The sequence below is a fragment of the Paenibacillus mucilaginosus 3016 genome, assembly GCF_000250655.1.
GTDB lineage: Bacteria > Bacillota > Bacilli > Paenibacillales > NBRC-103111 > Paenibacillus_G > Paenibacillus_G mucilaginosus.
On record NC_016935.1, the window covers coordinates 1,805,855 to 1,827,017 of the forward strand.

The window sequence follows — 21,163 nt, forward strand, 5'->3', positions numbered from 1 at the left end:
CAGCCAGCCTGCGCGGATTGCATAAAAAACGGGACGGGGTATCTTTATTAAGCCTGACCGGCGTACATAGCTTGCAGCCGAAGGGGAAGAAATGCGGCGAAATGGTGTCGGAGCATCGATAAAAGTTTTGATTAGGGTCGTAAGAAAAGGCTTATCGATTGGCCGCACCGCAGGAAAAGGATCCACTAGACGTTGGATAAAAACTATTCCATCAGGTACTGAGATCAGGGTTTCCGGAGGAAACATACAGCGGACATGCCGCAGGAAAACTTTCTGCTTTTAATTGTTAAAAGGTTTTCCTATCGTGCTGATAATGAACTTTTATGTCTAAATTTGTTCACATCGGTTGGTAAATCCTTTATAGTAGACTTATGTGAAATTGAACGCCAAAGGAGAGATTAACTTGACCGCCACCAAAGGTTTGGAAGGGATCGTAGCGACAACGTCCTCCATTAGCTCCATCATTGACGGTGTGCTCACGTATCGCGGCATTAACATTGACGACCTTGCCGAGAACGCAACGTTCGAAGAAGTCGTATATTTGCTCTGGTATGGTAAACTGCCTAATCGCTCCGAGCTGAACCAACTGATCCAGGATCTGAGCAGCAGCGCGGCTGTGCCGGCTGAAGTGCTTGACGGGATCAAGCTGTTCCCTAAGAACGTGAATACTATGGCTGCCCTTCGTACCGCCGTTTCCTCGCTGGCGCTCTATGATGCGGAAGCTAACGATATGACTCCGGAATCGAATCTGCGCAAAGCGATCAAGCTGCAGGCTCAGCTGCCGACGATTGTGGCCGCTTTTGCCCGTATCCGCCAAGGCCAGGAGCCGATTGCTCCTAAATCCGGCGTATCCATCGCGGAGAACTTCCTGTACATGCTGACAGGCAGGAATCCGGAGAAGATCGCCATCGAAGCGCTCGACAAGGCCCTCGTTCTTCATGCGGACCACGAGCTGAACGCTTCCACCTTCGCAGCACGCGTTACCGTTGCCACGCTGTCCGACATCTATTCCGGCGTTACTTCGGCGATCGGCGCCCTCAAAGGCCCTCTGCACGGCGGTGCGAACGAAGCGGTTATGGCGATGCTCGAAGAGATCGGCACGGCTTCCAACGTAACGGCTTACATCAACGAGAAGCTGGCGAACAAAGAGAAGATCATGGGCTTCGGCCACCGTGTCTACAAGAATGGCGACCCGCGTGCGAAGCATCTCATGAAGATGTCCGAAGAGCTCGGCAAAATTACGAACAACATGAACTGGTACGACATGTCGATCCAGATCGAAGAGCTCGTTACCGGCCAGAAGGGCCTGAAGCCGAACGTGGACTTCTACTCCGCGTCCGTCTACACCTCCCTCGAAATTCCGCGTGACCTGTTCACACCGATCTTCGCGATCTCCCGTACGTCCGGCTGGACAGCGCACATTCTCGAGCAGTACGAGAACAACCGCCTGATCCGTCCTCGCGCGGAATACACGGGTCCGTCCCACCAGGCATTCATTCCGATCGAGCAGCGCTAATCGGAACATAAAGCAGCTTACGAACGGGCTGCTGTGGCACCTGACGGGTCTTCTCTTCCCCGCAAGAGAGCGGACCCGCCGCCGCAGCTCCCGTATCTTTTTGAGCATGAAGACCGGCGGAATATACGTACATAAGGAAAGCGGCCGGTGTGACGCTTCAGACTTGCGCTCCACAGTTTGCCAATGCTTTGATATACTTAATCCCAGGGGCAGTGAAGACTGGCTCCATATTACATGAGGAGGCAATACCAATCATGGCTCAATTCGAACAATATGCTCTGCCGACTGAGGGCGAGCGCATCACAATTACGAACGGCGTACTGAACGTACCGAACAACCCGATCATTCCTTTCATCGAAGGCGACGGCACAGGCCCGGACATCTGGGCGGCTTCCAAGCGTGTGCTGGATGCAGCGGTAGAGAAAGCATATAACGGAGAGAAGAAAATCGCTTGGTACGAAGTGTTCGCCGGCGAGAAAGCCTTCAACAAGTACAACAACTGGCTGCCTGCTGATACGCTGACAGCGATCCGTGAATACATCGTAGCGATCAAAGGGCCTCTGACGACGCCAATCGGCGGCGGGATCCGCTCCCTGAACGTTGCGCTCCGTCAAGAGCTGGACCTGTATGTCTGCTCCCGTCCGGTCCGCTACTTCAAAGGCGTACCTTCCCCTGTAAAGCGTCCTGAGCTCGTTGACATGGTCATCTTCCGTGAGAACACCGAAGACATCTATGCCGGCATCGAGTGGGCTGCAGGCTCCGAAGAAGTCAAGAAAGTGCTCGCGTTCCTCCAGAACGAAATGGGCGTTAAGAAAATCCGCTTCCCAGAGACTTCCGGTATCGGCGTGAAGCCGGTGTCCTCCGAAGGTTCGAAGCGTCTGGTTCGCGCGGCGATCGAATATGCGATCAAGCACAACCGCAAAACGGTTACTCTCGTACACAAAGGCAACATCATGAAGTTCACCGAGGGCGCGTTCAAGAACTGGGGCTACGAGCTGGCTGAAGAGGAGTTCGGCGACAAAACCTTCACTTGGGCTCAATACGACCGCATCAAAGAAGAGTCGGGTGCAGATGCAGCGAACGCAGCTCAAAAAGCAGCGGAAGCTGAAGGCAAAATCATCGTAAAAGATGCGATTGCCGACATCGCGCTGCAGCAGGTTCTGACTCGTCCGACCGACTTCGACGTCATCGCGACGCTGAACCTGAACGGCGACTACCTGTCCGACGCTCTGGCTGCTCAAGTAGGCGGCATCGGTATCGCTCCTGGCGCAAACATCAACTATGTAACGGGCCACGCGATCTTCGAAGCTACACACGGTACGGCTCCTAAGTACGCAGGTCTGGACGTTGTGAACCCAGGTTCCGTCATCCTCTCCGGCGTTATGATGCTCGAGCACCTGGGCTGGCTGGAAGCGGCTGAGCTGATCTACAAAGGCATGGAAACGGCGATCAACAACAAGACCGTTACTTATGACTTTGCTCGTCTGATGGAAGGCGCAACCGAAGTGAAGTGCTCCGCGTTCGCTGATCAGATTATTGCTAACTTTTAATTAAACCCACCCTCCAAACCTCCCTCTAGAGGGAGGCCCCAGGGGTTTCGCCCCCTGGACCACGAACGGCTGTCTATACGCGAGGCAGTGTCGCTCCCATGATAGTGGTGGTGCAGGGAACGCGTCCGTCTCGCCCCCCGTCAGCAGCCTTCCGGCTGCAGGCGGGGGGCGAGACACGCTTTCACGCGTGCGGGCTGCTTCGATGGGACGGGGGAGTGGGGAACGCGTCCGTCCCCGGGCGGCTTGAGCTGACGCCAAGCACGCCGGGGACACGCTTTCAGGCGGCGCAGGGCATGTGTGAGGGGGAAGCGACTTTGCTGGCGCAAAGCGGCTCCCCCTCGGGCACACTCTGCAGAGCGAAACAGCGGGCGGCCCTGCCGACCCGGGAAGAGCAGAACGAAGAGCAAAACTGCAGGCGGCTTTGCCGACCCGGGAAGAGCAGAACGAAGTGCAAAACTGCAGGCGGCTTCGCCGACCTGACGAGCGGGAAGCGGGCGGCTTTGCCGACCCGGGAAGAGCAGAACGAAAAGCGGGAACAACGGGAAGAGCGGGGAAACGGAAGAAGAGCGGAATACACAGGCGGCTTCGCGGACCTGGAAAGCAAAGAACAGACCACTACATTCCATAGGAGGTAATTCTGATGGCTATCCAACGGAAGAAGATTACGGTTGTGGGCGCCGGTTTCACCGGCGCAACGACAGCTCTGATGCTTGCACAAAAAGAACTCGGTGACGTAGTGCTGCTCGACATTCCGCAGCTCGAGAATCCGACCAAAGGGAAGGCGCTCGACATGCTCGAGGCTTCCCCGGTGCAGGGATTCGACGCCAAGATCATCGGTACGTCTTCGTATGACGATTCCGCGAGCTCCGACATCGTGATCATCACGGCGGGAATCGCACGGAAACCGGGCATGAGCCGCGACGATCTCGTGAATACGAATGCCGGCATCGTGAAGTCCGTATGTGAGAACATCAAGAGAACGTCTCCACAGTCGATCGTCATCATTCTCTCCAACCCGGTGGATGCGATGACGTACGTCGCATTCGAGACGCTGGGCTTCCCGAAGAACCGCGTCATCGGCCAGTCCGGTGTGCTTGACACCGCACGCTACTGCACCTTCATCGCGCAAGAACTGAATGTGTCCGTAGAAGACGTTCGCGGCTTCGTTCTCGGCGGCCACGGTGACGACATGGTACCGCTTGTCCGTTACTCCAACGTCGGCGGGATTCCGATCGAGAAGCTGATCCCGGCGGACCGCATCGACGCGATCGTGAAGCGTACGCGCACCGGCGGAGGCGAGATCGTCAACCTGCTCGGCAACGGTTCCGCCTACTACGCTCCCGCGGCATCGCTCGTTCAAATGACGGAAGCGATCCTGAAGGACAAGAAGCGGATCATTCCTGCGATCGCTCTGCTCCAAGGCGAGTACGGCTACGACAACCTGTTCATGGGCGTTCCTACGCTGCTCGGCGGCGACGGCATCGAGAAAGTATTCGAGCTCGAGCTGCTGCCGGAAGAGAAGGCCGCCCTGGATAAGTCGGCTGAATCCGTTCGCAATGTCATCAAAGTGGTAACGGGCTGATCCGTTACCCCTTCACAACCAGTCCCGGCAGCAGGCCGGGACTGGTTTTTTTGTTGGATGGCCGGGGCTCAGCGGGTCTGTAATCCGAGAGTGAGACAATTGGAAGGCGGGAGGGGTATAAAGAGATAGGGACTGGATGATGCTGACAAGTGAAGCGCCACGGCAGCAGAGGCCGGAGGCGAGTGAGATCCGCAGGAGAGGAGGCAGGGAGCCGCATGGAACCCAGATCGCAATCGAGGGCGCGGGCGAAGAGGTCCGTATGGCGTCTGATCGCCTCATGGATGATTCTGCTGCTGCTCGGCTTGGCCGCGGCAGGCTTTGTTTATCTTCGTCCGTATGAAGCGGACGAGGCGGCACGCCTCGCCATGATGGGAAGCGCCGGTGTGGAGGTTGCCAAAGAAGCGCATTGGCTCCGGTTTGAGCCCGGCAGCGGGGAAACGGGAGGTGCAGCGAAGCCTTTACCCGGGGTTATTTTGTACCCGGGCGGGCTGGTGCAGCCGGAGAGCTATGCTCCCTTGGCCTCCCGGCTGGCGGAGGAAGGCTATCCGGTCTATATCGCCCGGATGCCGCTGAGCCTCGCGGTGTTCGGGCAGAACCGGGCGGAGGAGCTGCTGCAGCGGGAGCCGCAGGGGGACTTTGTCATCGGAGGCCACTCGCTCGGCGGGTCGATGGCCGCCCGGTTCGCCGCGGCTCACCCGGACCGGCTGAGGGGCGTGTTCTTCCTGGCTGCGTACGCGGATGAAGGCGGCAGCCTGAGAGACGCCGGGCTGCCGGTGCTGTCCCTGGCAGGGACGAACGACGGCGTACTGAACCGGGAGCGCATGGAAGCGGGCAGGGCGTATGTACCCGGGGATGCCTCCTATCTCTCCATGGAGGGAGGGAATCATGCCGGTTTCGGGAGCTACGGGCCGCAGCGCGGGGATGGAGAAGCGGCGATCCGTGCCGGAGGAACAGTGGGAGCGGACGGTGGAGGCGCTGAAGAACTGGGCGCCGCTGCGCGGGGAGGCTCCGTGATAGGCGTGCGCGGCTTTTATTCCGTTTGGTATTCAAGGGGGACGGCGATGACAGAGGTGAACGTACGGCGTATACAATCCGTCGGGACCGCCCAGCTCTTTTTGCAGCAGGGAACGAAAGAGCCATGCCCGTGAAAGCGGTTCGCAGGCGTTGTTCTGCACGTTCTGCCGGCTTCACCGGACCGTCACAAGTGCCCCGGACGCATACGCTTCCCGGTTGCTTCCGCGGTACTCCCTCCGGTATACTTAGCTTATTCTCTATTTCGCAGTGCGCGGTAGATTAAGATGTTGCAAGGCAGACAAGGGAGGGTTTCGTTCAGTGATGTCACAAGTGTTTTTGTATCTTCATGTTCTGGGGGCAGCCCTCATGGGCTTTTATCTCGCGCTCCCGTTCCTGGCCGCCCGCGTAGAAGCGCTTCCGAACGGAAGCGCGCAGCACGGGTTCCTGTCGGTGCTGTTCTCGCTCAACCGGGCCGGTCAGCTCGCGCTGATCATCGCCTTCATCTCGGGCGGATACCTGGTAGGCAAAGGCGGCTATCCGGCCATCTGGTGGATTCTGGCGATTGTGCTGCTCCTGGCGATCGGCGCCGTAAGCGGGATTCTCGGCGGCAAAATGCGCAAAGCGCTCAGCGATGCAAACGGCAGCTCCATCAAAGCGCAGATCGGTGCGATCCGCACGCTGAGCTCGGTGGCCGGCATTCTGTATTTCCTGGTCATCACGCTGATGCTCTTCCCGAACGTGTTCGCATAATGCGGGAGTGCCGTATCGGTCGGCATCAAGCACGACATTCGTTTACCCTGAAGGGGCCGGCTAAGCAGCCGGCCTCTTTGCTTATGCAAGAACAAGGCGGCGCCAAGGGTCAGCACACAGCAGCTGCTACCCCGCATCCGTCGCCCAAACAGCAAAAAAGCCGGGGAGTTCCCCGGCGGAAGCTTACAGCTCGTCTAACGTTTTCTCCAGGCTCGGCGCCAGATGCTTCAGGAAGTAGTCGACCTCCGGCATGGCCATCTCCTGCAGCGTATCTTCAATCTGCTTCTTGGCCACGGCGAATTCGCGGTTGCCGGCGGACAGCTCGGTCACGCACTTAAGATAGGCGTCCAGGGAGTCGGCGGCTTTGATGTATTTTTTGAGTTCAGCATCTTCCGTAGTTTTCTTGGGATCGATCAGCGGCTCGTACACCCGGCGCAGCGGCTCCGGCACCATGTCGAGCAGGCGCTCGGCGGCCAGGTGCTCGATCTCCCGGAAGTTGCTCAGAATCTTCGGATTGTGGTGCTTGACCGGGGTCGGAATGTCGCCGGTGAACACCTCCGTGCTGTCATGGAACAGGGCCATCGAGACGACCTTGTCCGTCGGCACCTGGCGGCCGTATACTTCATTGGCGATCGTGCACAGCACATGCGTCAGAAGCGACACGTGGAAGGAGTGCTCGGCTACATTTTCTTTCATGGTGTTGCGCATGAGGCTCCACCGTTCGATAAATCTCAGGCGGTAGAGGTAGGCAAAAAAGTGGCTTTCCATTCGAATCATCCCATCTCATCTGTTTGGCTGCAGTCAGAAGCGGGGGCTGAGTATCATGCCGTGAATGCATCCATGCTGCATCGTACCTAACGCATTATACACGATTCGACGGTGCTTTGCCCTCTCCAAAATCGTACAGCGCAAAAGGGTGTGCCCCCGCGCGCCGGAATATGGTATGATGGAAATATGCATTTGGACTCATTTCAATACATATTATACGACCGACCGAAAGGGGTTTCCTGATCCATGCAGCACTTTCAAGAGAGTATGTATAAACTGATTGTCGAAACGAGCACCAACCTGCCGGCCGATGTCCGTCAGGCGATTCAGGCTGCCCGCGAACAAGAGGATGCAGGCACGCGTTCGGCGCTGTCCCTCTCTACGATCGCCGACAACATTCAGATGGCGGAGTGCAACGTATCGCCGATCTGCCAGGATACGGGAATGCCGACGTTCATCGTGCACTGTCCGGTGGGCGCGAACCAGATCGAGATGAAGAAAGCGATCATCGCCGCCGTGGCCCAGGCGACCAAAGACAGCAAGCTGCGCACGAACTCCGTCGATTCCTTGACCGGAGCGAACAGCGGGGACAACATCGGACCGGGTACGCCGGTCATCCACTTCGAGCAGTGGGAACGCGATGAGATCGAAGCGAAGCTGATCCTGAAGGGCGGCGGCTGTGAGAACAAGAACATCCAGTACAGCCTGCCTGCCGAGCTTGAAGGGCTGGGCAAAGCGGGCCGCGACCTCGACGGCATCCGCAAATGCATCCTGCATGCGGTCTACCAGGCACAGGGCCAGGGCTGCAGCGCGGGCTTCATCGGCGTGGGCATCGGCGGCGACCGGACGACCGGCTACGAGCTGGCCAAGCACCAGCTGTTCCGTGCGGCGGACGACGTGAACCCGCATCCGGAGCTGCGCAAGCTGGAAGAGTACGTCATGGAGAATGCGAACAAGCTCGGCATCGGGACGATGGGCTTCGGCGGTCAGGTAAGCCTGCTCGGCTGTAAGGTCGGCGTCATGAACCGTCTGCCCGCTTCCTTCTTCGTCTCCGTGGCGTACAACTGCTGGGCGTTCCGCCGTCAGGGCGTGCTCATCGACGCGAACAGCGGTGAGATCACCGAGTGGGTGTACACGAAGGGCGAGACCGTGCCGATGCAGAAGGACGAGCCGGCTGCCGCAGCGGCTGCCCCAAGCGAACGCCGTGAAGTCGTGCTGCAGACGCCGGTGTCCGAGGAGCAGATCCGCCAGCTGAAGGTCGGCGATGTGGTCATCATCAACGGACCGATGCATACGGGCCGTGACGCGCTGCACAAGCACCTGATGGACCACGACTCCCCGATCGACCTGAACGGTGCGGTCATCTACCACTGCGGTCCGGTTATGGCGAAGGACGAGCAGGGCGGTTGGGTCGTGAAGGCGGCCGGCCCGACGACATCGATCCGCGAGGAGCCTTACCAGGGCGACATCATCAAGAAGTTCGGCATCCGCGCGGTCATCGGCAAGGGCGGCATGGGCGCGAAGACGCTGAAGGCACTGCAGGAGCACGGAGCCGTGTACCTGAATGCGATCGGCGGGGCGGCGCAGTACTATGCCCAGTGCTTCAAGAAGGTGGAAGGCGTGGACTTCATGGAATTCGGTATTCCGGAAGCGATGTGGCACCTGCAGACCGAAGGGTTCGCTGCGATTGTGACAATGGATTCCCACGGCAACTCACTGCATGCCGACGTGGAGCAGGAGTCCCGCGAGAAGCTGGCCCAGTTCAAAGAACCGGTCTTCTCGTAAGGCAGCTCTTCCATGAGAGAGACAGGTTTGCGGCTGAACGCCGTCATAGAAAAATATTTATCCCTCATTGTCCCGGTATCTCTGATACTCGGGTTTCTTTTATCCCGGAGCTTCAACGGATCGGCGGCGCTGGTGCCCTACCTGTTCGGTTATCTCACCTTCGTCATGGCGACCGGCTGCTCCTGGAAGCAGATCCGGGAGGCCTTCCGGATGCCGGTGCCGATGCTGCTGACCTTTGGTCTCTGCCATGTGCTCGCCCCGATGATCGGCTACCTCATCGGCACGGCCGCCTTCGGGGAGGGCTCGCCGTATGTCGTCGGCTTCGTCATGTTCTCGGTCATCCCGCTCGGCGTGTCGTCCGTCATCTGGGTCGGGCTGTCGAAGGGGCACGTCCCTTTGACGCTCGCGATGATCGTCATCGACTCGGCGCTGAGCCCGCTGGTCATTCCGGCGGCGATCGAGGCCTTCTTCGGAACGACGATTGCCTTCGACCATACGAAGGTCATGATGGACCTGGTGCAGATTATCGTGGTGCCGACGATCCTCGGCGTGCTGGTCAACGAGCTGTCGAAGGGGCGGTTCAAGGGCTGGTCGGCGCCCGTCTGCGGCCCGACCTCCAAGCTCGCGATGGTCATCGTGGTTATGATCAACGCGGCCGTCATTCAGCCTTATGTCATGGAGATGAAGGCGGACATGCTGACCGTCGTGCCCCTCGTGTTTCTTCTGGTGGCCGTCTCCTATGCGCTCGGCTTCTTCGGGTCGCTGTGGCTGCGGAAGACCGACATCATCATCTCGGTCACCTATTCGTCGGGTATGCGCAACATTTCGCTCGGGCTGGTGCTGGCGCTGGCTTACTTCGAACCGTTGACGGCGGTGCCGGTCGTGCTGTCGATTCTGATCCAGCAGCCGATGGCTTCCGTGAACCGGTGGTGCATGAAGCTGTACGGTCAATCCCGCCTTTACAAAAAAATAACTGGCGCACCGCAGTCCGGACCCTTACGATAGAGAGTAAAACGTCTGCGCCATCACCGTGATTCCCCCGGGGGGAGGAACGAACAGCCGGCTGAACTTCTGGAGGGAACACTCTTGTTATGAAAAAGTTTCGTGCACGCCTGACCCTGATTTTTATCATCCTGATCGGTTCCTCGGTCCTCACCGCAGGAATCTTCATGGCCCGCATGCTGCAGCAGTCGTATATCGAGTCGCTGACGGCAAGCATGGAGCGGGAGCTTCGCGTCATCAAAGCGACAACCGACTGGAGGCAGTCCGGCAGCGAACCCGAGCTCTTCCGGTTTTATTCCGACCGGGCGGCCATGCTCAGGGCTTCGGCGGACGCCCGGCTGACCTTCATCCGCAGCGACGGCAAGGTGCTGGGGGACTCCGACCATGACCCTGCATTGATGGAAAATCATCTGGAGCGGGAGGAGATCCGGGAAGCCTCCGCATCCAAACTCTACGGCAGTGCGATCCGATACAGCTCTACGGTCCAGCGCAACCTGCTGTATGTGGCCGTGCCTCTGCTGGAAGGAGAGAATGTCACGGGATATCTCCGGATGGCGATGAGTCTCGAGGATGTCGAGGGCTCGATCCGCCAGGTCTGGTTTGTCCTCACCGGGATGCTGCTGGCTGTCTTCGTCATTGCGGGTCTGATCTCGTACCGTGTCGCTTACAGCGTAACCCGCCCGATCGAGCTGATCACCAGCGTGGCCCGCCAGATCACGGATATGAATTACAAATACCGCGTGCAGGTCAACAAGCGCGACGAGATCGGCCAGCTCGGCCATGCGATCAACCGGATGGCGGACTCGCTGGAGCTGCAGATGAACCGCATCTCCGAGGACGAGAACCGGCTGAAGAGCGTGCTGGAGAGCATGACCAGCGGCGTCATCATGATCGACCGGGAAGGGAAGATTGCGCTGCTCAACCGATCCGCCGAAGAGATTCTCGGCTTCTCGGCCAAGGAGCTGCTCGGCAAGTCGTTCAACCAGGCGAAGCAGCAGTACGAGTTCACACAGCTGATCCAGGAGTGCATCGACGTGCGGGATCATATCCGCGACGAGGTGATTTTCTACTATCCGAAGGAACGGATTCTGGAGATCAACCTGAACCCGATTGCGGAAGCGGGCGGGGAATGGGAAGGCCTGCTCATCGTGCTTCACGACATTACGGCGGTCCGGCGCCTGGAGCGGATGCGCAGTGAGTTCGTGGCGAACGTGTCGCATGAACTGAAGACGCCGATCGCGGCGGTCAAGGGCTTCGCCGAGACACTGCTGGCAGGAGCGCTGAACGACAAGGAGACCGCCCGATCGTTCCTGCAGATCATCTTCGATGAGAGCGAACGCCTCAACCGGCTCATCGGGGATATACTCGAGCTGTCCAAGATCGAGTCAAAGCGGATTCCGCTGCAGTTCTCTCCCGTGCATCTCGAGCCCTTCATCGGCAACTGCGTGCATGTGATGAATACGGAAGCGAAGAAAAAAGGCATTGAACTGGAGCTGAACGTGGACGGCGACTTCTATATGGAAGCCGATGAGGACCGGCTGCGCCAGATTCTGATCAATCTGCTGTCCAACGGGATCAGCTATACGCCCGAAGGCGGCAGGGTGCGGCTGAAGGTGGAGCAGCTCGTCAGCGGCAAGGAAGTGACCGAGCACGATAAGGTCCGGTTCACGATTGCGGATACCGGGATCGGCATTCCCAAGAAGGATCTTCCGCGGATCTTCGAACGCTTCTACCGGGTGGACAAAGCGCGTTCGAGAAGCTCAGGCGGGACGGGCCTCGGCCTCTCCATCGTGAAGCACCTGGTCGAGCTGCACAAAGGGACGATCCGCGTAGAGAGCGAGGTCGGCGTAGGTACGAAGTTCATTATCGAGATGCCGCTGATCCACAATTAAGCCGGATTTCCGGGTGGCTTTTCGGGCCTGGAATGTAAATAAATTGTCAAGGCCTGCGGGCTGTGTTAAGCTTTAAGTGAGAAATGAACTTATGTTTTGGGGGATTCCCATGCCGCAAAAAATACTTGTTATCGAGGATGAGCCTACGCTCGCGAGGCTGCTGTCGTACAACCTGACTCAGGAAGGCTATGAGACGAAGGTGGTCGATCACGGAAGCGACGGGCTGCAGGCTGCGCTGCAGCAGTATTTTGACCTGATTATTCTAGACATCATGCTGCCGGGCATGAACGGCTTCGAGATCCTGTCCAAGCTCCGCCAGAAGGGGAACAAGACGCCGGTCATCATTCTTACCGCACGCAATGCCGAGGAAGAGGTCGTCCAGGGGCTGAAGTACGGTGCAGACGATTACATCACGAAGCCGTTCGGCGTAGCCGAGCTGCTGGCGCGGGTGTCGGCTGTGCTGAGGCGCACCATGACGGAAGACGGTACGCAGGAGAAAGCGGGCACGGGAGAGAAGGTCATCTCTGCCGGAGACCTGTTCATATACCCGGAGAAGTACGAGGTGCTCCTGGGCGGAGAGTCGATTCCGCTTCGTCCGAAGGAGTTTGAAGTGCTGCTCTATCTGGTGCAGCGCCCCGGGGTCGTCGTGACGCGGGACGATCTCATGAATATCGTGTGGGGCTTCGATTACATCGGCGGCCAGCGGACGGTCGATGTGCACGTGAGCTCCCTGCGCAAGAAGCTCGAGATGAACCAGCAGTCGGTACAGATCGAATCGATTCGAGGCGTCGGCTACAAGCTGGTGACATCCATGGGAGCTTTGAAGAAATGAAGCGAATGCTGGAGAGGTCTTGAAGAAGGCCTCTTTTTGCTGTGTCCGGGAAGTCCGGTGCCAGGTGGGGCGCATGTGCAATTTCCCGGGAAATCTGTCGAGGGAAGGATGAGGAAGAACATGGAGAAGATTCGCTGGGGCGTGCTCGGGACAGGCTGGATCGTGAACAAGGCGGGGCAGGGCATTCTCTCGTCCGATAACGGGGTGTGGCTGGGGGCGGCCGGCCGAGAGCCGGGCCGGGGACAGGCGCTGGCGGAGAAATACGGTGTTCCGCGGGCCTACGATTCGTATAAGGAGCTGCTCGCGGACCCGGAGATTGACGCCGTCTACATCGCCCTGCTCAATCATCTGCACCGGGAGTGGGCCGTGAAGGCCTGCGAGGCGGGCAAGCATGTGCTGCTCGAGAAGCCCTTTGCACTGAATGCGGTGGAGGCGTCGGCGATTGCGGAAGCGGCCGGGCGTAACGGCGTGAGGGTGCGGGAAGCGTTCATCTGGCCGTTCTACCCGGGAATCGGTGAGATCCTGCAGCGCCTGGAGCAGGGGGCGGTCGGGGAATGGGTCCGGTTCCGCGGCCACTTCTCGTTCCGTGCGTTCGAGGACAGCACGCGGTGGCACAGGGATTGGGGCGGCGGAGCGCTGTACGACATCGGCTGCTATCTCGTCCACTGGGCAAGGAGCTTTACCCGTGAGGAGCCTCAGGCGGCGGAGGCCGTATGGACGATCGACGAACGCCACGGGGTGGACCGGCGCTTCTGCGGCACGCTGCACTTCGCCGGTGGGCGCACAGCCCAGTTCGATGCGGCGCTCGACATGCCGCACGGCTCGTCGTTCGAGCTGCTGGGGACGGAGGGGCGGCTGTCCGCCGCGTTCAAGGCGGGCCGGAGAAGCTGCGGATCGAGTGCCGTATCGGCGAAGAGGAGTATATATGGGAGACGGACCGGGTCACGCCTTTCCGGCGGCAGGCGGAAGCCTTCGCCGAGGAGGTGCTTCGAATGCGGACCGGAGAGGTAATAAGCAGCGACGGAGGCGGGGAGGCTCTGCGGCAGGCGAAAGCGATGGATGCGCTGCGGGAAGCGGCAAGGACGGGGAAGCGGATCGTCATCGGATAGTGGTTCGTGCTTATGGGGATCCCTGGGCTTCAGGCGCAGCAAGGGAGCCGGCAGAACGATCATAGAGCTTGGGGGAGGAGGCGCTTACGGCAAAATCGGATATAAGGACCACCAGATCTGTCATAGTTTTCTGAAACGCGGTTGTCTATACTAAAACACAGCAGCAGGCAGCTTATGCGAATGACGATTACATAGATGGTATATTTCAAAGGAGGAACCTTTACTCATGTCCAAGGTGTATCGAATCGGAATTATCGGATGCGGCGGCATCGCCAACGGCAAGCATATGCCGGCACTCAAGAACCAGCCCAACGCCGAGATGGTGGCGTTCTGCGATATCGTGGAGGAGCGGGCCCAGGAAGCGAAGAACGCGTTCGGAACGCCTGACGCGAAGGTATATACGGATTACAAGGAGCTGCTCGCGGACGGGTCGCTGGATATCGTTCACGTGTGTACGCCGAACGATTCCCATGCGGATATCTCGATTTTCGCGCTGGAGTCCGGCAAGCATGTCATGTGCGAGAAGCCGATGGCGAAGACGGCGGCGGACGCACGCCGGATGGTGGAAGCGGCGAAGCGGACGGGCAAGAAGCTGACGATCGGCTACCAGAACCGGTTCCGCTCGGACAGCCAATACCTGAAGCGCGTCTGCGCCGACGGCGAGCTCGGGGAGATCTATTACGGCAAGGCTCATGCGATCCGCCGCCGTGCGGTTCCCACATGGGGCGTATTCCTGGATGAAGAGAAGCAGGGCGGCGGCCCGCTGATCGACATCGGCACCCACGCGCTTGACCTCACCCTGTGGATGATGGACAACTACAAGCCGAAGGCCGTGCTGGGCACTGCGTTCCACAAGCTCGCGAAGAAGGCGGACGCGGCGAATGCCTGGGGCTCCTGGGATCCGGAGAAGTTCACGGTGGAGGATTCGGCGGTAGGCATGATCACGATGCAGAACGGCGCCACGATCATGCTGGAGTCCAGCTGGGCGATCAACCTGGTGAAGACCGGCGAAGCCAAGACGACGCTGTGCGGCACCGAGGGCGGCGCGGATATGGAAGACGGGCTGCGCATCAACGGCGAGAAGCACAGCAAGCTCTTCACGAACCACATCGAGCTCGACGGGCGCGGCGTGGACTTCTATGAAGGGAGCAAGGACAATCCGGCCGACCTCGAAGCGAAGCTGTGGCTGCAGGCAATCGAGAACGATACGGAGCCGGTCGTGACGCCGGAGCAGGCGTGTGTCGTCTCCGAGATTCTCGAGGCGATCTACGAGTCCTCGAAGACCGGCAAGGCGGTATATTTCGACTAAGCGCAGGCGGGAAAAAAGAAGAAGGCTGCTCTCTTATTCTGACGGATAGGGGGCGGCCTTCTTCTTTTTTATTACAGCGTCAGCCGGTAGGGAGGGCAAGAGCGGAACCCGCCTGCGGGCTTGGGCTGTCTGAAAGGCGCAGAGCAGGGGACGCAAGCAGGAAAGCCGCCGGCAAACCGGTAAAGCGGAAGAGCTGGAAAGCTTTATCCGGCGGACTTCAGCGGCGTCTCCTTCAGGGGAGGGGCCGCGGTCTCATCAGAGCCGCTGCCGGCTGCTCGGGGCCCGGCCGGTATCTCACCCGCAGCTTCCGCTGCCACTCCTTCGTCCTCCCCGATGCTGAATTTCTCCAGCTCGCTCTGCAGGCGCTGGGCCAGCGAGAGGATATCGTCGGAGCGGGAGGCGATCCGACGGATCGATGCATCCTGTCCTTGGGAGGAGGCGGCGACCTCCTGTACGCCAGCAGCCGTGTCCCGGGCGATACCGGCTACCGCCGAGACGGCTTCGACCAGCTGCAGGTTCTTCTGCCGGGCCTCAGCCGTCAATCCATGCACGCGGTCGATCCGGCCGGCCAGCTCGGCCATGGCTTCACGGATAGCGCCGAACGCAGCGATGCTGTCCTGCACGTCCGAATGCTGCCTGCCGAAGGTGGCCAGCACCTCGGACAGGGAGGCTTCGACATCCTGAATCTGCGTCTGCAGCGAGCCGACCACCTTGCCGACTGACAGCGAAGAGGCACGGCTCTGCTCGGCCAGTTGCCTAACCTCTCCGGCGATCACGGAGAATCCGCGGCCGTACTCCCCGGCTCTTGCCGCCTCAATCGTGGCGTTGAGCGACAGCACCTGCGTCTGGGCGGCCATGCCGGCCACCCGGCCGGACAGGTCGGCGATCTCCGCCGAGGAGCCGGTCAGGGAGCGGAGCGCGGAGCCCACCTTCTCCAGCACCTCAGCCGACCGGGCGGCCGAGCTTCCCAGCGCTTCGGTTGAGGCCGCCCCGGCTTCCGTCTGCAGGGCCGACGTGCGGCTCATCTCGCGGATGTCCTCCATAGAGCCGGTCATGCTGTGCATGGCTTCGGCCAGGCCGGACAGGAGGGCGGCCGCGGCTTCCGCGTGCCGTGCCTGCTCCTGCGCACCGGCCGAGATGTCGTCGATGGCGCTGACGATCTCCTGGTTCGCCGCGGCCGTCGTGCCGGCATATTCCCGGAAGGAAAGCGAGTGCTCGGCCAAGGCCCCGGCGGCATCCCGGGTGTGGGCCAGCATGGTCCGGACGGCATCCGCCATATGATCGAAGGCGGTGCTGAGCTGACCGAGCTCGTCCTGCGCCGTGCTCCGGATCCGGTGGCGCAGATCGCCGGCGGCGATCCGGGCGGCCGCCTCCTGCAGCCGGCGGACCGGCGGCAGGAACGAACGGAGCAGCAGTGTGAGAACAACGGCCGACAGGACAACGCTGACGGCAAGGGCCGCCAGCAGCAGGCCTACCGTTCTGTCGAGTCGTTGAAGTGTGCTTGCTACGGCACTGTCCGCATCTTCGCTGTACGTTATAAAGAACATGTCGACATAAAGGAAGATCTCCTTCATCAGCGTCTGCGATTCATTGTAGAGATATTCCATGTTCGCGGCCAGGTCTTTCTCGGACAGGCTGTTCTGCGTGATAAGCGCCGCTGCCACATCGAACGTATTCGTGTATTCGCCCGTCAGCAGAATCAGCTTGCTCCGCCACAGCGCCTTTTCCTCCGTATCCGCCGTATCGCCGATCCGCTTCAGATGAGCCTCGAACGCTTGGCGTTCTTCATTATAGCGGGGGATATATTCCGTTTTCCGCGAGATCTCCAGCCCCGAAGCGATAATATTGAGCTCCTGCACGCTTTCCTTCAATTCCAGCGCGGCCTGCTTCAGCTCGACCTTGTCGTTCTGGAGCCGGAGCTGCTCCTTGATCCGGCCCACCTGGTACAGATTGAGGAGCGCCGCGCAGAGGAAAAGCGCGATCACGCCCGTCATACCGGCGATCAGTTTTCTTTTGAGAGTCCATCCTTGCGTGTACAGCATGGGTTATCCTCCTATACGTATCGTTTATGCTTTTCGCCGCGATCCACCAGAATTCGCTGCGTATTTCCGTTAAGTATAGGACTAAAGTATTAAACGAAGATCCATACTATGTAAAAGGTGCGTAAATCGTTTCTCCGACAAAGTTTTACATTGCGTTAACTTACCGAGGGTTTAAACTTTACAATGCCCTGGTATGATGACCTAGTAAACATAAACGAGAAAAAAAAGGGAGGACATGCTGAACATGTTGAAGCAGCTGTCGAAGAAAAGTTTGAATGTAGCCATGATTATGGTGTTATCCGTAGGGGTCCTTGCCGCGTGTGGTCAAAAGACTGAGCAAACACAACCAACGCCTCCAGCCACTGGTGCTGGCACGGATAAAGGCGCTACTCCACCTGCTGCTGCTACTCCAATCGAAGGTACGGTAACAGCTTCCGGCTCCTCCGCACTGCTCCCGCTGGTTAAAGCGGCTGCCGACGAGTTCATGAAGAACAACCCGAAGGTAACGATCAACCCGACCGCAGGCGGCTCCGGCAAAGGCCTGAAGGACGTGGCCGACGGCACGTCCAACATCGGTAACTCCGATATCGAAGCGGGTCCTGAATATAAAGATAAAGGCCTCGTAGACCACGTGGTGGCCATTGCTCCTTTTGCCCTTATCGTCAACAAGGATGTCACGATCGACAACCTGACGAAAGCTCAGGCTACGGACATCTTCACCGGCAAGATCAAGAACTGGAAAGAAGTAGGCGGCCCTGACAAGAACATCGTGGTCGTTCACCGTCCTGACTCTTCCGGCTCCCGCGCTCTCGTGAAGAAGATCGTTCTCGATGGCCAAGAATTCACAAAAGACGGCGTAACGCAGGAATCCAGCGGCGCGATGGCGACGACGGTCGGACAAACTCCAGGTGCGATCGGCTACGTAGATACGCCATACGTCAAAGATCCGATTAAGGCCCTCAAATTCGAAGGCGTAGAATTCAGCAAGGACAACATCAAGGGCGGCAAGTACCCTCTCTACGGTGTAGAGCATATGTACACTAAAGGGGAGCCTACCGGCGCAACGAAAGCGTTCCTCGACTTCATCATGAGCCCTGAGTTCCAAGGCAAGCGCGTGGAAGAACTGAAGTTCCTCCCTGCCGATCTCCTCAAAAAATAAGAATTCGTAAAGAAAAGACAGCGGCGTTTGCCTGCTGTCTTTTTGTGTTAAATATGAAAATAAATGTTTGTCCAACAAGGAAGAGGCCGGGACACCGATTTGGGGAAAAGTAAAACCACCTTGTCGAAACGGAGTCGAAAAAAGCAATTTTTACATTAGCTTAACATTTCTAAGGTTTTGTCCTTACATTTGTCCACTATGATAGTAAGACGATGAACGTGCGAACGTGACTTGAACTATTCCAACTCAGGGGGTATCAGGCAAATGAATTCATTCGCCGACCAGTTAGCCGAAAGAACGCAGAAAGAGCGGAGGGGCAATCACAATAACGGTTGGACCAAAGCTCAGAACCGGAATGACCGGTTCATGAAGGTCGTGTTCGTAGGCAGCGCGACGATGGTGTCGGTTATCATATTCTCGATTATGCTCTTCGTAGGGTGGCAGGGAGTGAAGACCTTCACGGGGGTTACGCCGCTGGAGTTCTTCTTCTCCACGGACTGGACGCCGTCCAATAATAAATTCGGTGCTTTCTCGTTCCTGTACAGCACGCTGCTGCTCACTTTCCTGTCCGTTGTGCTTTCCGTTCCGCTGGCCTTATCAGGAGCCATCTTCTCCGCCAAGATCGCGCCGAAGTGGCTGCGTGAAATTCTCCGGGCGGCTACGGATCTGTTCGTAGGGATTCCGTCTGTCGTATACGGCTTTATCGGCCTGACGGTCATCGTGCCGTTCCTGGCCAAGTTCAACGAAGGCTTCGGCTACGGGATTCTGCCCGCGGCCATCATCCTGGCCATCATGATTCTGCCGACGATCCTCTCCATCTCCGAGGATGCGCTCCGTTCGCTGCCCGGCCGCCTCGAGGAAGCTTCGCTGGCCCTCGGCGCCACCCGCTGGCAGACGATCTGGCGCGTGCTGCTGCCGGCCGCTCGTCCCGGCATCCTGACGGGCATCATCCTGGGGATGGGCCGCGCGATTGGGGAGACGATGGCCGTATTCATGGTTATCGGCAACTCGCCGCAGATGCCGAAGTCGCTGCTCGACTCGGCCACCGTACTGACCACGGCGATCGTTAAAGACATGGGGAACACCAACTACGGCAGCACGTGGAATAACGCGCTGTTCCTGATGGCCCTGGTTCTTCTGCTGATCTCGCTGGCCATGATCCTTGTTATCCGCATTGTAGCGAAGAGGAGTGAAGTGAAATGACAAGCAAGGTTACAGACCGAATCGCTACTGCGTTCTTCTGGGCTTCAGGAGCGGTCATTATCGCCATTCTGGCATGGTTCCTGGTCCGCATCCTGGGTGACGGCCTGCCGATGCTGAGCTGGAATTTCATCACGGGCCGACCTTCGGAGATTGATGCCGGAGGCGGCGTCGGACCGCAATTATTTAACTCGTTCTACATTCTGTTCCTGTCGCTGCTGTTCTCCCTGCCGATCGGGATAGGGGCGGGGATCTACCTCGCGGTCTACGCCAAGAAGAGCGCGTTCACGGACTTCATCCGGGTATCCGTTGAAGCTCTGTCTTCCGTGCCTTCGATCGTCTTCGGTCTCTTCGGTTTCCTGCTCTTCGTGAACTGGTTCGGCCTCAAGTATTCGATCATCGGCGGCGCGGCCACCCTGTCGCTGCTGAACCTGCCGGTCCTTGTACGGGTAACGGAGGAATCGATCCGTTCGGTGCCGGAGTCTTACTGGGAAGCTTCGCTTGCTCTCGGTTCCACCCGCTGGCAGGCGATCCGCAAGGTGCTTCTGCCTTCCGCCATGCCGAGCCTGATTACGGGCATCACGCTGGTGGCGGGCCGCGCGCTCGGTGAATCGGCGATCCTGATCTATACGGCCGGCTTGTCCGTATCCCGGATCCTTCCGGACTTCAATCCCCTGGCGATGGGGGAGACGCTCGCTACCCATCTGTGGTACGTGCAGTCCGAAGCGATCGTGCCGGATGCGAAGCAGATCGCACAGGGCAGCGCAGCGCTGCTGCTCCTCGTGGTTCTTGCCTTTAACCTGCTGATCGGCATACCGAGCCGAATCCTACAGAAAAAATTGTCCGGAGGGAAATAAACATGGCGGTTGCAGCGGCGACTTCGAATAAAATCAAGGTAGAGCAGTTAAATTTGTATTATGGCGATAATCAGGCCCTGCAGAACATCGAGCTTGAGATCGGCAAGAACCACATCCAGGCCCTGATCGGCCCGTCCGGCTGCGGCAAGTCGACCTTCCTCCGGACGCTGAACCGGATGAACGACCTGATCGACAACGTGCGGATTACCGGCAAGATTTATGTGGACGGACAAAATATCTATGACGATGAGACGGATGTCGTGTCCCTGCGCAAGAAGGTAGGCATGGTCTTCCAGCGGCCGAACCCGTTCCCGATGAGCATCTACGACAACATCGCTTACGGACCGCGCATCCATGGTATCAAGAAAAAATCTGTATTGGACGGCCTCGTAGAGCGCAGCCTGAAGCAGGCGGCCCTGTGGGATGAAGTCAAGGACCGCCTGAACAAGTCGGCGCTGGGCCTCTCCGGCGGCCAGCAGCAGCGTCTGTGCATCGCCCGCCTGCTGGCGGTGGAGCCGGACGTCCTGCTCATGGACGAACCGACCTCGGCGCTCGACCCGATCTCGACCCTGAAGGTGGAAGAACTGACTCAGGAGCTGAAGGAGAAGTATACGATTATCATCGTAACGCACAATATGCAGCAGGCGGCACGGATCTCCGATTACACCTCCTTCTTCCTGAACGGGATTCTCGTCGAGACCGACAAGACGGATAAGATTTTCACGACTCCTTCGGACCAGCGGACGGAAGATTACATCACGGGACGTTTTGGCTGAGTAAAGAATCCATTGATACA

Annotated in this window: 18 protein-coding genes; 16 read left to right on the forward strand and 2 right to left on the reverse strand. The window is 58.8% G+C overall.

Annotated features, from left to right (window positions below):
* The first annotated feature begins 403 nt into the window (after positions 1-403).
* The 6 genes from citZ (at position 404) to PM3016_RS08205 (ending at position 6,412) form a co-directional block, all read left to right on the forward strand.
* Positions 404-1,516, forward strand: coding sequence for a citrate synthase (gene citZ, locus PM3016_RS08180; RefSeq protein ID WP_013915007.1), 1,113 nt, complete (start codon positions 404-406; stop codon positions 1,514-1,516).
* 254 nt (positions 1,517-1,770) lie between these two features.
* Complete coding sequence (gene icd / locus PM3016_RS08185; RefSeq protein ID WP_013915008.1) at positions 1,771-3,066, forward strand: NADP-dependent isocitrate dehydrogenase; 1,296 nt, start codon at positions 1,771-1,773, stop codon at positions 3,064-3,066.
* A 98-nt stretch (positions 3,067-3,164) separates the two neighbouring features.
* Positions 3,165-3,701, forward strand: coding sequence for a hypothetical protein (locus tag PM3016_RS08190; protein WP_014369087.1), 537 nt, complete (start codon positions 3,165-3,167; stop codon positions 3,699-3,701).
* Positions 3,702-3,706: 5 nt separating this feature from the next.
* Positions 3,707-4,648 carry a malate dehydrogenase gene (gene mdh / locus PM3016_RS08195; RefSeq protein WP_014369088.1) on the forward strand — a complete coding sequence of 314 codons (942 nt, stop codon included), beginning with the start codon at positions 3,707-3,709 and terminating at the stop codon, positions 4,646-4,648.
* 215 nt (positions 4,649-4,863) lie between these two features.
* Positions 4,864-5,796 (forward strand): alpha/beta hydrolase, encoded by a 933-nt coding sequence (locus PM3016_RS08200; RefSeq protein ID WP_014369089.1) that lies wholly within the window; start codon positions 4,864-4,866, stop codon positions 5,794-5,796.
* Positions 5,797-5,983: 187 nt separating this feature from the next.
* Positions 5,984-6,412: a hypothetical protein gene (locus PM3016_RS08205; RefSeq protein WP_014369090.1), complete on the forward strand. Its 429-nt coding sequence runs from the start codon at positions 5,984-5,986 to the stop codon at positions 6,410-6,412.
* Positions 6,413-6,595: 183 nt separating this feature from the next.
* Here PM3016_RS08205 and yfbR read toward each other — a convergent pair whose 3' ends face one another.
* Positions 6,596-7,180 carry a 5'-deoxynucleotidase gene (yfbR, locus tag PM3016_RS08210; protein WP_014369091.1) on the reverse strand — a complete coding sequence of 195 codons (585 nt, stop codon included), beginning with the start codon at positions 7,178-7,180 and terminating at the stop codon, positions 6,596-6,598.
* Between the two features lie 246 nt (positions 7,181-7,426).
* On the opposite strand from yfbR, the gene PM3016_RS08215 reads away from it, so the two are divergent.
* From PM3016_RS08215 to PM3016_RS08240, 6 genes are all read left to right on the forward strand, one after another.
* Positions 7,427-8,965 (forward strand): fumarate hydratase, encoded by a 1,539-nt coding sequence (locus tag PM3016_RS08215; RefSeq protein ID WP_014369092.1) that lies wholly within the window; start codon positions 7,427-7,429, stop codon positions 8,963-8,965.
* Positions 8,966-8,977: 12 nt separating this feature from the next.
* On the forward strand, positions 8,978-9,970 hold the full coding sequence (locus tag PM3016_RS08220; RefSeq protein ID WP_014369093.1) for a bile acid:sodium symporter family protein: 993 nt from the start codon (positions 8,978-8,980) through the stop codon (positions 9,968-9,970).
* An 86-nt stretch (positions 9,971-10,056) separates the two neighbouring features.
* Positions 10,057-11,859: a two-component system histidine kinase PnpS gene (gene pnpS / locus PM3016_RS08225; RefSeq protein ID WP_013915016.1), complete on the forward strand. Its 1,803-nt coding sequence runs from the start codon at positions 10,057-10,059 to the stop codon at positions 11,857-11,859.
* Positions 11,860-11,968: 109 nt separating this feature from the next.
* Positions 11,969-12,691, forward strand: coding sequence for a response regulator transcription factor (locus PM3016_RS08230; RefSeq protein WP_014369094.1), 723 nt, complete (start codon positions 11,969-11,971; stop codon positions 12,689-12,691).
* Between the two features lie 120 nt (positions 12,692-12,811).
* The gene (locus tag PM3016_RS08235; RefSeq protein ID WP_014369095.1) at positions 12,812-13,702 is read left to right on the forward strand and encodes a Gfo/Idh/MocA family protein; all 891 of its coding nucleotides are present in this window, start codon (positions 12,812-12,814) and stop codon (positions 13,700-13,702) included.
* A 324-nt stretch (positions 13,703-14,026) separates the two neighbouring features.
* Complete coding sequence (locus tag PM3016_RS08240) at positions 14,027-15,109, forward strand: Gfo/Idh/MocA family protein (RefSeq protein WP_014369096.1); 1,083 nt, start codon at positions 14,027-14,029, stop codon at positions 15,107-15,109.
* Between the two features lie 203 nt (positions 15,110-15,312).
* Here PM3016_RS08240 and PM3016_RS08245 read toward each other — a convergent pair whose 3' ends face one another.
* Positions 15,313-17,151: a methyl-accepting chemotaxis protein gene (locus PM3016_RS08245; protein WP_014369097.1), complete on the reverse strand. Its 1,839-nt coding sequence runs from the start codon at positions 17,149-17,151 to the stop codon at positions 15,313-15,315.
* A gap of 244 nt (positions 17,152-17,395) precedes the next feature.
* Between PM3016_RS08245 and PM3016_RS08250 the strand changes: the two genes are divergently transcribed.
* The 4 genes from PM3016_RS08250 (at position 17,396) to pstB (ending at position 21,143) form a co-directional block, all read left to right on the forward strand.
* Positions 17,396-18,310 carry a phosphate ABC transporter substrate-binding protein gene (locus PM3016_RS08250; protein WP_014369098.1) on the forward strand — a complete coding sequence of 305 codons (915 nt, stop codon included), beginning with the start codon at positions 17,396-17,398 and terminating at the stop codon, positions 18,308-18,310.
* Positions 18,311-18,574: 264 nt separating this feature from the next.
* Positions 18,575-19,513 (forward strand): phosphate ABC transporter permease subunit PstC, encoded by a 939-nt coding sequence (pstC, locus tag PM3016_RS08255; RefSeq protein WP_013915022.1) that lies wholly within the window; start codon positions 18,575-18,577, stop codon positions 19,511-19,513.
* Positions 19,510-20,367: a phosphate ABC transporter permease PstA gene (gene pstA, locus PM3016_RS08260; protein ID WP_013915023.1), complete on the forward strand. Its 858-nt coding sequence runs from the start codon at positions 19,510-19,512 to the stop codon at positions 20,365-20,367. The genes pstC and pstA overlap by 4 nt, the downstream gene beginning before the upstream one ends.
* Before the next feature lie 2 nt (positions 20,368-20,369).
* Complete coding sequence (gene pstB / locus PM3016_RS08265; RefSeq protein ID WP_013915024.1) at positions 20,370-21,143, forward strand: phosphate ABC transporter ATP-binding protein PstB; 774 nt, start codon at positions 20,370-20,372, stop codon at positions 21,141-21,143.
* The last annotated feature ends 20 nt before the right edge of the window (positions 21,144-21,163 follow it).

Coding starts and splice junctions, on each gene's coding strand:
- PM3016_RS08205 (WP_014369090.1), top strand. CDS start 5,984: ATGTCACAAGTGTTTTTGTATCTTCATGTTCTGGGGGCAGCCCTCATG.
- PM3016_RS08250 (WP_014369098.1), top strand. CDS start 17,396: ATGTTGAAGCAGCTGTCGAAGAAAAGTTTGAATGTAGCCATGATTATG.
- PM3016_RS08220 (WP_014369093.1), top strand. CDS start 8,978: ATGAGAGAGACAGGTTTGCGGCTGAACGCCGTCATAGAAAAATATTTA.
- PM3016_RS08245 (WP_014369097.1), bottom strand. CDS start 17,151: ATGCTGTACACGCAAGGATGGACTCTCAAAAGAAAACTGATCGCCGGT.
- pstC (WP_013915022.1), top strand. CDS start 18,575: ATGAATTCATTCGCCGACCAGTTAGCCGAAAGAACGCAGAAAGAGCGG.
- icd (WP_013915008.1), top strand. CDS start 1,771: ATGGCTCAATTCGAACAATATGCTCTGCCGACTGAGGGCGAGCGCATC.
- PM3016_RS08200 (WP_014369089.1), top strand. CDS start 4,864: ATGGAACCCAGATCGCAATCGAGGGCGCGGGCGAAGAGGTCCGTATGG.
- PM3016_RS08235 (WP_014369095.1), top strand. CDS start 12,812: ATGGAGAAGATTCGCTGGGGCGTGCTCGGGACAGGCTGGATCGTGAAC.
- PM3016_RS08240 (WP_014369096.1), top strand. CDS start 14,027: ATGTCCAAGGTGTATCGAATCGGAATTATCGGATGCGGCGGCATCGCC.
- pnpS (WP_013915016.1), top strand. CDS start 10,057: ATGAAAAAGTTTCGTGCACGCCTGACCCTGATTTTTATCATCCTGATC.
- PM3016_RS08230 (WP_014369094.1), top strand. CDS start 11,969: ATGCCGCAAAAAATACTTGTTATCGAGGATGAGCCTACGCTCGCGAGG.
- PM3016_RS08215 (WP_014369092.1), top strand. CDS start 7,427: ATGCAGCACTTTCAAGAGAGTATGTATAAACTGATTGTCGAAACGAGC.
- pstB (WP_013915024.1), top strand. CDS start 20,370: ATGGCGGTTGCAGCGGCGACTTCGAATAAAATCAAGGTAGAGCAGTTA.
- PM3016_RS08190 (WP_014369087.1), top strand. CDS start 3,165: ATGATAGTGGTGGTGCAGGGAACGCGTCCGTCTCGCCCCCCGTCAGCA.
- yfbR (WP_014369091.1), bottom strand. CDS start 7,180: ATGGAAAGCCACTTTTTTGCCTACCTCTACCGCCTGAGATTTATCGAA.
- pstA (WP_013915023.1), top strand. CDS start 19,510: ATGACAAGCAAGGTTACAGACCGAATCGCTACTGCGTTCTTCTGGGCT.
- mdh (WP_014369088.1), top strand. CDS start 3,707: ATGGCTATCCAACGGAAGAAGATTACGGTTGTGGGCGCCGGTTTCACC.